Origin of the sequence: Gordonia sp. CPCC 206044 (genome assembly GCF_048537895.1) — a bacterium.
In the GTDB taxonomy this organism is placed as follows: Bacteria; Actinomycetota; Actinomycetes; order Mycobacteriales; family Mycobacteriaceae; genus Gordonia.
Genome location: NZ_JBCLVL010000002.1, coordinates 280133 through 293746, shown reverse-complemented (window position 1 = coordinate 293746; position 13614 = coordinate 280133). Strand labels below are relative to the sequence as shown.

Annotated in this window: 9 protein-coding genes; 3 read left to right on the top strand and 6 right to left on the bottom strand. The window is 66.3% G+C overall.

Features of this window, described 5'->3' with window-relative positions:
- Positions 1-313: 313 nt before the first annotated feature.
- Entirely contained in the window at positions 314-2083 is a 1770-nt protein-coding gene (locus tag AAFP35_RS03890) for a penicillin-binding transpeptidase domain-containing protein (protein WP_419220235.1), read from the bottom strand.
- Between the two features lie 301 nt (positions 2084-2384).
- Positions 2385-3095, bottom strand: a complete 711-nt coding sequence (locus AAFP35_RS03885; RefSeq protein ID WP_419220234.1) for an SDR family NAD(P)-dependent oxidoreductase — start codon at positions 3093-3095, stop codon at positions 2385-2387.
- Between the two features lie 101 nt (positions 3096-3196).
- On the opposite strand from AAFP35_RS03885, the gene AAFP35_RS03880 reads away from it, so the two are divergent.
- Both AAFP35_RS03880 and AAFP35_RS03875 read left to right on the top strand, forming a co-directional pair.
- Entirely contained in the window at positions 3197-4042 is an 846-nt protein-coding gene (locus AAFP35_RS03880) for a helix-turn-helix transcriptional regulator (RefSeq protein WP_419220233.1), read from the top strand.
- Positions 4043-4182: 140 nt separating this feature from the next.
- Positions 4183-7245: an RND family transporter gene (locus tag AAFP35_RS03875; protein ID WP_419220232.1), complete on the top strand. Its 3063-nt coding sequence runs from the start codon at positions 4183-4185 to the stop codon at positions 7243-7245.
- 110 nt (positions 7246-7355) lie between these two features.
- Here AAFP35_RS03875 and AAFP35_RS03870 read toward each other — a convergent pair whose 3' ends face one another.
- Together AAFP35_RS03870 and AAFP35_RS03865 are read right to left on the bottom strand one after the other, a co-directional pair.
- Positions 7356-8636, bottom strand: a complete 1281-nt coding sequence (locus tag AAFP35_RS03870) for a Zn-dependent hydrolase (protein WP_419220231.1) — start codon at positions 8634-8636, stop codon at positions 7356-7358.
- Positions 8633-9778 carry a diaminopropionate ammonia-lyase gene (locus AAFP35_RS03865; protein ID WP_419220230.1) on the bottom strand — a complete coding sequence of 382 codons (1146 nt, stop codon included), beginning with the start codon at positions 9776-9778 and terminating at the stop codon, positions 8633-8635. The genes AAFP35_RS03870 and AAFP35_RS03865 overlap by 4 nt, the downstream gene beginning before the upstream one ends.
- Positions 9779-9949: 171 nt before the next feature.
- Here AAFP35_RS03865 and AAFP35_RS03860 point away from each other — a divergent pair, with 171 nt between their 5' ends.
- Positions 9950-10690 carry a GntR family transcriptional regulator gene (locus AAFP35_RS03860; RefSeq protein WP_419220229.1) on the top strand — a complete coding sequence of 247 codons (741 nt, stop codon included), beginning with the start codon at positions 9950-9952 and terminating at the stop codon, positions 10688-10690.
- Here AAFP35_RS03860 and AAFP35_RS03855 read toward each other — a convergent pair.
- The gene (locus tag AAFP35_RS03855) at positions 10667-11887 is read right to left on the bottom strand and encodes a YgeY family selenium metabolism-linked hydrolase (protein WP_419220228.1); all 1221 of its coding nucleotides are present in this window, start codon (positions 11885-11887) and stop codon (positions 10667-10669) included. The two genes, AAFP35_RS03860 and AAFP35_RS03855, sit on opposite strands and share 24 nt — an antisense overlap.
- Positions 11884-13485: an N-acyl-D-amino-acid deacylase family protein gene (locus tag AAFP35_RS03850; RefSeq protein ID WP_419220227.1), complete on the bottom strand. Its 1602-nt coding sequence runs from the start codon at positions 13483-13485 to the stop codon at positions 11884-11886. Before AAFP35_RS03850 ends, AAFP35_RS03855 begins: the two co-directional genes overlap by 4 nt.
- Between the last annotated feature and the right edge of the window lie 129 nt (positions 13486-13614).

Here is a 13614-nt window from a genome sequence, read left to right as displayed (position 1 = left end):
GACCACACGGGCCGCCGGGCCCGGACGGACCGTCGCGCAGACCGCGACCCATCGTCACGCCGACGATGAGCCGGGGTGTGGCGACGGACGACCGCCCCTCGGTGCCCATGCCATGTGACCCCGTCGTAGACCTCGCTGTCGCGGCGGGGTCACAGCCTGTTCCGCCTTCGCCGGTCTGGCCTTTCGCCGTCCGAGTAGCCCGCCGCCCCCTCGCCGGTCGAGTAGCCCGCCGCCCCCTCGCTGGTCGAGTAGCCCGCGAGGCGCAAGCCGAGCGAGCGTATCGAGACCTCGTTACCCCCCGGGACTCAGCGACTCAGCGACTCAGCGGCCGCAGGAACTCCCCGGTCATCTCGACCGCGGGCTCCGACGATCCGCCACCGACGACAAGCGATGCGAAGGCCAGGTCGCCGACGATGCCCGCGAACCATCCGTGCGGGTTCTTGTTGTCGCCGTACTCGGCCGTGCCCGTCTTACCGCCGAGCCCCGGCACGTCACGCAACGCGGTCGCCGTTCCCGACGTCACGGTTTGGCGCATCATCGCGCGCAGTTCGCTGACCACGTCTGCCGGGATCTTCTGCGGCGCGCCATCCGATGTCGTCCGGCGACCGGCGATGAGCGTGGGTGTGACGGTTTCGCCGTTGGCCAGGCTGGCCTCGGCGACGGCTAGCCCGAAGGGACTGACCGAGACCGTGCCCTGGCCGATCCCGTTCTCCACTCGTTGTGCCGGTGTGGTGGCGGCGTCGACCTTGCCGGTCACCGTGGTGACACCGGGGATCACGTAGTCCACGCCGATTCCGAATTGCTTTGCCGTCGTGGGCAAGGCGTCGGCGGGCAGCCGGTTGGCAAGTGCGCCCATGGTGGTGTTGCACGATTGGGCGAATGCCGTCGACAGCGGCACGGTACCGAGGTCGAAGTCGTCCTCGTTGGGGATGGTGCGACCTTCGATTGTCGTTCGGCCGGGACACGCGAGTCGAGTGTTCGGTTGCACAGCACCGGATTCCAGTCCGGACGCGGTGGTGATGGTCTTGAAAGTCGAGCCCGGAGGGTAGAGTCCTGACAGCGCGATCGCCCCGGACTTGTCGGCGGCGTCGTTCTGTGCCACCGCGACGATCTCGCCGGTCGACGGCGCGATCGCCACCAACACGGCCGGTTTGCGTTGGCTGTCCACAGCCGTCTGAGCCTGTGTCTGGATGTCCCGGTCGAGGCCGGTGCGGATCGACGGGGTGAATTGCGGCGCAACCTGTTTGACGACGTCGGTCGGTGTGCCGTGCTGATCGACGAGGCTCACCGACCATCCGGCGTTCGGGGTGATGGTCTGCCGCCACACGTCCTCGAGCCCCGACATCGCAGGCGAATGCAACGCCTTGGATGTGCTCAACAGGGTGCCCTGTTCGGTGACGCCAACGCCTTCGATCGTCGCGAGTTGCTTACCGACCTTGTCGAAATCCGATGACCGCAAACGGATGACGGTCTGGCTGGCCCCCTTGGCGGTGTCGAACTGGTGGCGGATGCCGGCTGCGGTCACCGTCGGATCGACTGCACGCAATACTTGTGCCAGTTGGTCGGCGGAATCCAGGTGAGTGCGCTGCAGGCTCACCACGGACACCGGCTGCCAATTCATCAGGGGCAGTCCGTTGCGGTCCAGAACGGGTGTGCGGTAGTCCATGTCGTCGCTGTAGGAGAACGTCTGTCCGGACTTCAATTGCGGATGCAAGACGGTGGGTTGCCAGGTCACCGTCCAGTTGTCGTCGTTCTTGGCGAGCATCACGGTCGACTGGTAGTCGACCTTGTGAGTGTCACGGATCGTCCAGTGGTAGTCGATGGTGCCGGTCACCTTCTTGTCATCGACGACACGCGACGACGTGGACACCTTCGCCTTGGCTCCCATGCCGTCGAACATGGACTGCAACGCGGTCTTGGCGGCTGCCGGGTCGGAGGTGGCCGCCGACGCTTCGTCGACCTTGCCCTGCGCGAGTGCGTCGGCGAATCGCTCGAGGGTGTCGTCGGGCGAGTTGCCGCCGCATGCGGTGGTCATCCCGAGGACGGCCGCGCAGACGGCGAACAACGAAGCGGTGCGTTTCATGATGTGCAGCCAACCGCGCAGGGGTGGGGGACGCAAGAGTCGTCGGCCTCGGCGCGTCGGCACCACCGCCACGTTCACCAGACCGGCGCAGGCACCTCAGATCGGCGCAGTCACCCCGGAAAGGCGCAGTCACCCCGGATCGGCGCAGTCATCCAGGCGCAGGCACCTCGGATCGCGGTAGCCACCTTGGCGCGCGCGAAGGTGGCCACCGCGAGATGAGGTGAACGCGACTCGGGCACGACCGACTTCGGCACGCGACTCATGCACCCCGACCGGAACCGACTCACACGACGCCTGCCGTCTACCAGCCCAGCTCGCCGTCGTCCTCGGCGAATGTGCCGGTGGGGCCGTCCGGGCCGATCAATGCGTACTGCGCGACGATCTTCGCGCTCACGGCGGCGGGCCGGCCGGGGTGGCTGCCGGGCTCGCCGCCGCCGAGTTCGGTTGCGGTGATACCGGGTTCGACCGCGTTGAACTTGATGCCGGGGTATGCCTTGGCGTACTGCACGGTGAGCATCGACACGGCGGCCTTGCTGGATCCGTAGACGATCGAGACGAAGCTCGACGCCGGGCGGGTCGGCTCGTGTGTCGCCCAGAAGGACCCGAGGGCGCTCGAGACGTTCACGACGACGGGATTCGCCGACCTGGCCAGCAGCGGCAGCGCCGCCTCGGTGACACGAACGACGCCGACCGCGTTCGTGTCGAACACGTCGAGTGCGCTGGGACCGTCGAGCGACTCGCCGGCACCGTCAGCGGTGCGCTTGGCGATACCGGCGTTGTTGACGAGCACATCGAGGCCACCGTCGGCGTCGATCTGTGCGAAGGCGGCGGCGACCGATGCATCGTCGGTGACGTCGAGTTGCACGAACCGCGCACCGATCTCCGCTGCCGCCGACCGTCCACGGTTCTCGTCTCGTGCGCCGATGTACACGGTGTGTCCGGACTCGATGAGCAGTCGTGCGGTTTCCTTGCCGAGACCCTTGTTGGCCCCGGTGATGAGTGTTGTTGTCATGCATCGAGCGTGCGCTTGTCGAACTGGGTCAGGCAGTCGTCCGGTTGTCGTAGGACTGTCGGTGCCAGGACAACGGTCGCGCGTGCGAGCAGACTGTAGGCGTGGACAGTGAGTTCGGCCGCGCCGTGCGGCGTCGACGGGAGCACATCTCCCCGGCGACGGTCGGCTTGCCGACGGGTGGTCGACGCCGGGCACCGGGATTACGTCGCGAAGAGCTGGCGCTGTTGTCCGGCATCTCTGTCGACTACCTCACCAGGCTCGAGCAAGGACGCGCCACCTCACCGTCGTCGCAGGTCGTCGAGTCCCTTGCCCGCGCGCTGCGTCTGTCGGACGTCGAACGCGAGCACCTTTTCCTGCACGCCGGATTGTCGGCCCCCGGACCGGGCGTCGTGCCGACGCGCATCTCGCCGAGCGTTCAGCGGCTATTGGATCGCCTCGCCAACACACCCGTGGTCGTCTACGACGCCGCCTGGAACCTCGTGGTCGCCAACCGGGCATATGACGCGCTGATGGGGGAGACGTCGTTGCTGCGGGGGAATGATCGCAACGGGGTGTGGCGCAACCTCTTCGGTCCGGCCTCTCGTGCTCGGCAGACGCCCGAGGAACACGAGCGACAGGTGGAGCTGCTCGTCGGCGACCTCCGCATGGCCGCCGCCCGCTATGTCGACGATCCGCAGCTGCACCGACTCATCGACGAAATGCGTTCCGCCAGTATCTGGTTCGTGCACCTCTGGGACACCGTCGCGGACTCGCCGACGACGGACCAGGCCCGGCACAAGATCATCGATCATCCGACGGTCGGCCCGATCACGGTGGACTGCGACACGCTGGTCGTCGCCGGAGACGATCTACGGATCATGGTCTACACGACCGAACCCGGCACCGACGACGCGCACCGCCTCGACCTCGCGATCGTGCTCGGCACCCAGGCCATCGACGCCGAGTAGAAGCTGTCGTAAGCGCCTGATCCCACGGTGATGCGCGGCCGGAATCCGCCTCGGCCAGACCTTCGAGCACTTGCACCCACCCTCTATGGTGCTGTACATAACAATGAACGTTGTCAGGGTTATGGAGAGCTGGGGAGCCGATGGCGCACGGACAGAGCAAGGCCCTGACCGCCCTGGGTTCCTTCGTGCATCGACATGCGGCGTGGGTGCTGGTGTTCTGGATCGGGATCGCCGGCGTCCTCAATGTGGCGATCCCGCAGCTGGAACAAACGGTTGCCCGCAACTCGGCCGACTTCTTGCCGTCGGACCTGCCTGCCAATCAGAGTCTCGAACGGATGGCTGACGACTTCGGCGTCTCGCGATCCAACGCGGTCGGCAGCATCGTGCTCGTCGCCGACGACGGTATCGGCCCCGCCGAAGAGGGCTATTACCGACAACTGGTCACCAAGCTCGTCGACGACCACGAGAACGTCGCCTACCTCCTCGACACCTACGGCAATCCGGTCACCCGGGACATCGCCGTGAGTCCCGACCGCAAGGCGATCAATCTCGTCGTCGCGGCGCAGGGATCGGTGGGCTCGACGCGTGCACACCATTCGACGCAGGGAATACGTGCGCAGATCGATGCGGTCGCCCGCCCCGCAGGTATGACGGTGCATTACAGCGGACCGACGCCGACACTCTCGGATCTCTTCTCCGCCATCGACGTGTCGCTTCTGCTGATCACCGGTGTGTCGATCGTGCTGATCAGCGCTCTGCTCTTCGTCGCCTACCGTGACCTCGTCACCGCGCTCATCCCGCTCGCCACCATCGGCATCACCCTGGCCGTGGTTCGCCCCATCATCTCGATTCTCGGTGCGCACCAACTGATCTCGATCTCCAATTTCACCATCGCGATCATGACCGCGTTGGTGCTCGGCGCCGGCACCGACTACGCGATCTTCACCATCGCCAACTATCACGACGCGCGACGAAGGCATCAATCCGTCGGTGCCGCCGTGAGCAGCGCATCCGCTCGCACGGGTCCGATCCTGATCGCGTCGGCGCTGACCATCGCGGCCGCCTGTTCGTCGATGGTCTTCACGAAGATCGGCATGTTCACCACCGCCGGGCCGCCCACCGCGCTCGCTGTTCTCATCACGCTGGCCATCGCGATGACGCTCCCGATCGCCCTGCTGTCCTTCGCGGGTCGCCGTGGCTGGGCCGAGCCGAAGCCGTCGACCGAGCGACGCTGGCGGCATCGTGGTGCACGCATCATCCGTCACGCCGGCGTGTACACCGTTGCGGCACTGGTCTTTCTGATCGGCACCGCGCTGTTCACCACGACCCTGCGTCTCAACTGGGACGAATCGGCGATGCCGATACACCCCAGCGACTCCACCCGTGGGTACGACGCCGTGCTGGCGCATTACGGGACCAACGAGATCGCGCCGGAGTACGTCACGGTTCGCAGTGATCACGATCTGCGCACCACAGGTGATCTGGCCGCCCTGGAGATGGCCGCCATCGCGATGTCCAACGAACCCCAGGTGGCGATGGTCCGATCCATCACCCGACCCGATGGCAAACCCCTTCCCGAAGCAGCCACCGGTTACCAGACCGGGGTGGTGGGTTCGCGTCTCGGCGATGCTCATCGTCAAATGGTCTCGGCCACACCGGAACTGCATCGTCTCGCGGCCGGGGTCGATCAACTCGGAGCCGGCGCCGACGACGCGATGACGCAACTACCCGAACTGGTGTCGGGAACCAGAGAAGTCGTCAGCATGGCCAACTCTGTGCTCACCGGAGTCGACCAGGCCGATCGCATCGCCGCGACCGCCACGGGCGGTGGCACCCTCGAGGACGCTCTGCCCGCGTTGCGGACCACAGTGCAGTCGATGACTGCCCTGCTGACCGACCTCGCCGAACCGGCCGATGCGTCGTTGGCCGCCGTACGTCGACTCGACGACGTGTTCGCGCCGCTGATCGGTGCGCCGTCCGCGGCATGCCGGACTGATGCGGCCTGCCTCGCCGCCCGGTCGGCGTTCGCGCAGTTCGATCAGGCGATGGGCGGACGACCATCGCAAGCGTTGCGTGGCCTCGACGAACTCGCGGCGATCCCGCCCGACGGTGTTGCCCGGGCCCGCGCAACGCTACCTCAGGTGCAGGCAGCGTTGGACACCGTCGAGCAACTGATCGCCCGACTCGGGGATCGCGACACCGACCAGGTACGCGCCGACCTGCAACGTCTGGACAGCGGGGTGGGCAGGCTCAGCGACGGCATGTCCCAGCTCGCCGACGGACTGCACCAGGTCAAGGCCGGCACCGACAAGACCGTATCGTTGACCGGTCAACTGACCGCCGGACTGAAAGAAGCCGACGAGTACCTGAGCACCATGAGTGCCGCCACCACGACGGGTCCGGGCGCGGGCTTCTATCTTCCGGCCCAGGCGATGTCGAATCCGAGGTTCGTCGAGGGCAGCAGACTCCTCATCTCGCCCGACGGCAAGACGGCCCGCATGCTGGTGACCTGGAAGGTGAATCCCTACAGCCAGGAGGCGATGACCGCCAGCCGTCGGCTGCCCGACGTGGCGCACCGTGCACTACAGAACACGACCCTCGCCGATGCCCAGGTCTCGACGTCGGGTCTCGCGTCGCTCTCGGCCGACATGCAGGATCAGGTGTGGCGAGACTTTCTCGTCTTCGCGACCATCGCGGTGCTCGCCGTGCTGCTGATTCTCATGGTCCTGTTGCGCAGCATTCTCGCGCCGGTCCTGCTGGTGGCGACCGTTGTATTGTCGTTCTGCTCGGCCGTCGGTGTGAGCGTTCTGGTGTGGCAGCACATCATCGGCTTCGATCTCGATTGGTCGGTCATCCCCGTGTCGTTCATGGCCGTCATCGCCGTCGGCGCCGACTATTCGATGCTGTTCGCCGACCGCATCCGCGAGGAATCCCGTGGTAACGGCATGGTCCGCGGTATCATTCGCGGCTTCGGCAGCACCGGAGGGGTGATCACCACCGCTGGAATCGTCTTCGCGCTCACCATGTTCGCGTTGATGAGCGGAACGGTGCTGAACCTGGTGCAGATCGGCTTCACCATCGGTGTCGGTTTGCTGCTCGACATCGCCATCGTCCGGACGGTCCTGGTGCCCGCGGCGATGAGCGCCATCGGGGATCGGATCTGGTGGCCCAGCACGTCGACTGCCGTCCCGCGGGGACGGTGACTTTGGGATCGGAGGGCTTCACCTCATGTCGCGGTACGTACCTTCGCGCGCGCGAAGGTAGCAACCGCGAGATGAGGTGGACGTCCGATCCCGTGGCGACACCAACCGATCTACTGCTGATTCGCCAACTCGAGAACGGCGTGCATCAACACGTTGATCCCGTTCGCGCACGCTTCAGGGGTGGAGTACTCGCGCGGATTGTGGCTGATCCCGTCGTAGAGCCCAGGGACGAAAACCATTCCGGCGGGGCACAATGCCGCGATCTCCCCGGCATCGTGGCCTGCTCCGGAGGTGATGTCTTCGTGGTCGAGTCCGAGGTTCGCCGCCGACTTCGCCACCAGCGCCTGCATGTCCGACGGGAAATGCACCGGCGGCGTCTGGGCGGTGATCTTGACCGAGATGGTCGTCCCGGTGCGGTCTTCGACGACGCGCAGGTGGTCGTTGAGATCGGTCAAAGCTCGTTCCATCGCGTCGCCGTCGTGGTTGCGCAGGTCGACGGTCATGAGCACGTGCGACGGCACGATGTTGACGAGATTGGGTCGCACCTCGTGACGCCCCACAGTGGACAGCATCGTGCCGTACTCGCCGGAGGTGACCATCTCGTCGAGCAGGACTCGAATCTGTGCGGCGGCAAGACCCGCGTCGTGGCGCAACGCGTTGGGCGTCGCACCGGCATGCGCTGCGCGGCCGGAGATCTGCAGCTCGAGCCATGTGATGGCCTGGACGCCACGGACCACACCGACGTCGACGGCATGCTCGGTGAGGATCGGCCCCTGCTCGATGTGGCATTCGAGGTAGGCGTATGGAGGGCTGGGCATCGGGACGGTCTGCGCGCCGACGATTCCGTGTCGGTCCAACTCCTCGCCGACGGTGACCCCGTCACGATCCTGTCGAGAACGTGCTTCCGACAGGGAGATCCGGCCGGCCGCGGTGGCACTGCCGAGCATGTCGGTGCCAAATCGGGCGCCTTCTTCCTCGGTGAAGATCGCCACCTCGAACGGGCGACGGGTCGTGATGCCGTGCTGGTCGAGTGTGCGGGCGATCTCCAATCCGCCGAGCACTCCGAGGCATCCGTCGAACCGGCCGGCCGTCGCGACACTGTCGATGTGACTGCCGACCAACACGGGGGCCAGCGCGTCGTCGCGCCCTGCGCGGCGTGCGTAGACGTTGCCGATCTCGTCGATGCGGATGGTGAGGCCCGCTTGTTCCATCCAGCCCAACACCAGACGCCGTCCGGCCAGGTCCTCGTCGGTCAACGCCAGTCGGCAGACGCCGTCCAGCCCGGTGTCGGTGTCGGCGTACGCGCCGATCTGGGCAAGCTCGCTCAGCGAGTCCCACAATCGTTCGGAGTCGACCCGCAGAACTGCTGTGTCGACCGTCTCGACAGTCATCGGACCATCTCCTTCGCATCGGCTTCGGATGCCGCGGTGCTGCCGACGATCGCTCGGTAGCTCGCCAGATCCGTGGCGCCTTCGGTGGAGATCACCAGTACCGAGTCGGACGGGGTGAGCCCCAGCGCGTTTCGGTGCGCGAGCAGCCCGCCGAGGCCTGCGGCGCCGCTCTCTCCGGAGACGATGCCGTCGTCGGCCATCAGCCGCATGGCGTCGGCCACCTGATCGTCGGTGATGGTGACAAAGCTGTCGTAACCCGACGAGACGTCCGGCCATGCGATGAGAGACGGTGTGCCACAGTTCAGTCCGGCCATGATGGACAGCTGGGGGCCGGGGATGGTGGTCACCGAGCCGGTCTCGATGCTGGTCGTCATGCAATCGGCCTGTGTCGGTTCGACTCCCACCAGTCGGGTGCTGTCGGAGTCGGCGAATCCACGAGCGACGGCTGCGGCGAATGCCCCGACGCCGATCTGTGCGGCGACCACGGTCGGCGCGGGAACGCCCTGAGTGCGGTACTGATCGAGGATCTCGGCGATCATCGTCGAGTATCCGTCGACCACCCAGCTCGGGGGATCGACGTATCCCTCCCATGAGGTGTCCGACACCACGAGCGTCGTGTCGGAGGCCATTGCCGCGCTGCGCATGATCGCGTCGTCGTAACCACCGTCGACGATCTCCACCGTGGCGCCTTCGGCCTCGATCGCCGAAATACGTTCCGGCACCATGTCCGCCGGCACCAGGATGGCGGCGTCGAGGCCGAGCAGCTGAGCCATCCGCGCCACCGCGCGACCGTGATTGCCGTCGGTGGCCGCGCACAGCCGAAGGCCCGAGCCTTGCACGCGTTGGGCGAGCGCATCCAGCGTGGGGATCTCGTCGACGGTGGCGCCGAGGTGGCGGAGCAGCACGCGGTATGTGGCCCACGACGCGCCGAGCACCTTGAACGACGGCATGCCGAGTCGGCCCGATTCGTCTTTCACACGCACCGTGCCGACACCGAGTCGTGCGGCCGCGTGAGGCGCATCGACGAGGGGGGTCGGCGCGTAGCCGGGCAGCGTCCGGTGAAACCGTTCCGGCGCTGTGGTGAGCCGGTTGACCTGCGTTGGGGCATGGAGGGAGTTGGCTACAAGCCGGGGGTCACGCACAGCGATTCTCCTTCGGTCGGTGATGCCCAAAGTAATAAGTTGTATGACAACTGTCAAGATACTTATTGGTTCAGATCTGTTACCCTGCTTCCGAGCGCACCGTGCGCCGGACGCAGGTCTCGCCGCGTGGCGAAGAGGGAGGTTCGGATGGCGTCCTCGACGAAACCGGCTGTGAGCAAAGATATTTCGCGAATCCGCTCCAGGCGCCCGCTGCAATCGGAGATTCGCGAGACCATCCTCGGCGAGTTCATCCTGTCCGGGCGGCTGCAGCCCGGCGACAAGATGCCGTCGGAAACCGAACTGTGCGAGATCTTCGGTGCCTCCCGGGTCACCATCCGGACGGCGATGCAGGGACTCAAGGACGCCGGATACATTCGCATCGTGCGTGGTTCGGGCTCCTGGGTGCTGCCCCGGCCCGAGTCGATTCATTCCGGCCTCGACCGTCTGGTCTCCTTTGACACCTTCGCGTCGAATTCCGGTCGACCTATCGATTCCGGCGACGTGGACATCGTGCATCTCGCCGCGGGCGACGATGAGAACACCGAGATCTTCGACGCTGCAGACGGTTTCACGCGGGTGAGCCGAACCAAGTTGATCGACGATCGCGTCGTGGCGTTCATCGTCGATTACGTGCCCGACACCGTGCTGACCACCGACGAGATGCGCAGGATGTTCGACGGGTCCGTCCTCGACGTGTTGCTGGAGCGCGGGCTTGCGGCATATTCGGACTGCCAGATCACGCCGGTCGTGCCCGACGCAGAGATGTCCACGCGGTTCGGTGGCTCGGCGTCGGCCCTGCTGCAGTTGAGCGAGCTCACCCGAGACGAATCGGGCGAGATCGTCAATCGCAGCGAGGCCTGGCTGAGCCCGGAATCGTTCACCTTTCAGTTACGACGGCGCCGGGAGGGATGAGCCGGCGGCGCCGTCCTGGTGCAGCAGGCTCGTGAAGATGGCGTGGTATCCCTCGACGCCCCTCTGTAGTTGCGTCATCGAGATCGATTCGTCTGCGGTGTGCGCCAGCGATGGGTCGCCCGGCCCGTATCCGATCGTGGGAATCCTGCGATGGCCGGCGCTCTCCGACCCGTGGGTGCAGAACGGCCATGTGCTCGTCGCCGATGGCAGTCCGCGTCGTTCGAGGCCTGCCACCACCTGGTCGACGGGCCAGCTGTCAGCGGCCTGATGCCAGGCCGGTGCGAACACCGGGACGTCGACGTCGTGTCCGCGCCACGTGCGCCAACGCGCGCGGGCAAGGGACACCTCGACGCGCGCATCGTTCGCGCGTGCGATCGGTTCGACGATCGAGCGGACTTCGTCGAGCACTTGCTCCTCGGTCTCGCCGACCACGGTGCGCCGGTCGAAGACGGCGACGCACGAGGACGGCACCGTCGACTGACTCGGATACGGTGCAGAACGGATGCTCACCAAGGTCAGTTGGCCGGAACCCAGATTCGCGTCGGCGCGAAACGGCATGCTGCGCAATGCTTGGAGAAGGTCGGCCATCACCTCGACGGCGTTCACCCCCGCGGTGGGGAAGGCCGAGTGCGACGAGACGCCGATGACCTCGACGACCACCTCCGCACGTCCGCGCTGTCCGATGTGTAGGACGTTTCCCGAGGGTTCGCCGATCACCACCACGTCGGGGGAGACGTCGTCGAGGATGCGGCCCAGGGCAGGCCCCTCCGCCAGCTCCTCGTCGACCGAACCGGACACGATCAAGGTGCCCGACACCGTCGGGTCGTCGCGTAGCCGGTCTGCGGCGTGGATGGCCGCGGCGAGTGGGCCCTTGGTGTCGACGGTGCCGCGGCCCACGATGCGGTCGCCGACCTGCTCCCCGCGCGGGTCGTATCGCCAACCCGCCGGGTCGCCGACCTCGACGGTGTCCACGTGCGCGTCGTAGAGCACCGTCGGTCCTGGCCCGAACACCATCCGGCCCAGGACATTTCCCCAGTCGTCGGTCCGGACGTCGAATCCGTGCGTGGTGAGAAGGCCGGTCAGCGCGGCCGAACCCGCCTCGGTGTCCGGTGAGACGCTGGTCGCGTTGACGAGTTCGAGGACGGTGGCGGCGAGCGCTGTGTCGGGGACCGAGGAGACGTCGGGCTGGAGGGTCATCGGCTGCTCCCGTCGATTGCATCGGTCGCTGCGCCGGAGACCAGGCCGGGGCGTGCGCCGGTGTGACTCCCGTTCTCCCACACAGCCTGACCACCTACCGTGACCAGTTCGACGCCGGGCGGTGTCTGATGGGGATCGGCGTAGGTTGCGGTGTCGACGTACCGGGCGGGATCGATGAGGACCAGATCGGCACGCTTGCCCGGTGCGATGACGCCGCGGTCATCGAGGCCGAGGACTTGGGCCGGCCCGGCACTCAAGCGTCGGATGGCCTCGGGAACGCTGATCAACTTCTCCCGCAGTGCATATCGTCCGAGTACCCGTGGTGCCGTTCCGTACAGCCGGGGGTGCGGATGCGGGTTGAACACACCGTCCGATCCGACGAGTGCGCCCGACGACGTGAAGATCTCGCGGACGACGGTCTCGGTCGCGTAGTGGTCGATCATGCAGGCATCGAGTTCGGTGTCACGGAGCAGGTCGATCACCGCAAACGCGGGATCGGTGTTCGTGTCGTCGGCGATCTGCGCGACGGTCTTCGACACGGTGTCGCCGCGGGTGCCGGCCGCCTGCGTGATGACGATGTTGTCGGGACCGCAGGCCGCGAAGAGGTTCTCCCAGTTGGGCAACCCGGCATGCATGTCCCGGGCCATCCGTTCCCGCTCTGCGCGATCCGAGACCCGCTCGAGGGTGGCCTGTGGACCTCCATCGAATGCGTAGCCGGGGAGCAGCGCCGAGAGCAGGGTGCTGCCTGCCCCGTACGGGTACTGGTCGCAGGTCAGTCGGATGCGGTCGTGCGCCCCCGACAGCTCGTCCAGGAGATCGGTGAGAAGGTGGGGGACGCCGACGAGCTTCACATGTGAGATGTGCAGGTGCGCACCTGTCTCCTCACACACCCGGACGAACTCCGCGATGGATTCGATGACGCCGGCGGCCTCGTTGCGGACATGCGGAACCAGCGGCACCTCGTAGGCGGCGGCTGTCTCGGCGATCTGGCGCAGTTCGTCTGTGTCGGCATAGAGGCCGGGCGCATAGATCATGCCGAACGAGACGGCGCGCGCCCCGGCCGCCAGCGATTCGGCGACCAGATCCTTCATGGCGGCCATCTCTCGACGATCGGGCGCACGGTTGGCGTTGCCCATCACCGATTCCCGGACCGCACTGTGCGGTACACAGCTCGTCATGTTGGCGGCGGGCGCGGTGCCCTGCAGCGCGTCGAGGTACGACTGCATCGATCGCCACTCCCACGCTGCGTCGACGCTCGGTTCCAGACCTTGGAGATAGCGTCGTCGGATATCGGTGGTCGCGTCGGTGACCGGTGCCGGGCCCAGGCCATCCGGACAGATCAGTTCCGTCGTGAAGCCCTGCCCGACCTTCGCCGACAACAGCGGATCGTCGAAGGGCTGCAGTGCGGAATGCGCGTGGAGATCGATGAAGCCGGGGCACAGCAGCAGGCCGGTCGCGTCGACGGTCCGTATTGCGGAATCGACGGTCAGCTCTGTCCCGACAGCCACGATCATTCCGTCATCGACGAGTACGTCGGCTTGTCGGATGCCGGTCTCGGTGACGACGTCGGCACGACGTAGCGCAAGTGCTGCGTCCATCGACACTCCTTCAACTTGTAGGACAACTGCCATCTGTCTATCACGATTTGGGCTGGTGGAAAAGCGGTTCGAGAGACCCGCGAGGGGGCTCGTTAAATCCGTGTCACGCTCATGAAAAATAGAGAGTCA

Coding starts and splice junctions, on each gene's coding strand:
- AAFP35_RS03870 (WP_419220231.1), bottom strand. CDS start 8,636: ATGACTGTCGAGACGGTCGACACAGCAGTTCTGCGGGTCGACTCCGAA.
- AAFP35_RS03890 (WP_419220235.1), bottom strand. CDS start 2,083: ATGAAACGCACCGCTTCGTTGTTCGCCGTCTGCGCGGCCGTCCTCGGG.
- AAFP35_RS03855 (WP_419220228.1), bottom strand. CDS start 11,887: ATGACCCTCCAGCCCGACGTCTCCTCGGTCCCCGACACAGCGCTCGCC.
- AAFP35_RS03875 (WP_419220232.1), top strand. CDS start 4,183: ATGGCGCACGGACAGAGCAAGGCCCTGACCGCCCTGGGTTCCTTCGTG.
- AAFP35_RS03885 (WP_419220234.1), bottom strand. CDS start 3,095: ATGACAACAACACTCATCACCGGGGCCAACAAGGGTCTCGGCAAGGAA.
- AAFP35_RS03850 (WP_419220227.1), bottom strand. CDS start 13,485: ATGGACGCAGCACTTGCGCTACGTCGTGCCGACGTCGTCACCGAGACC.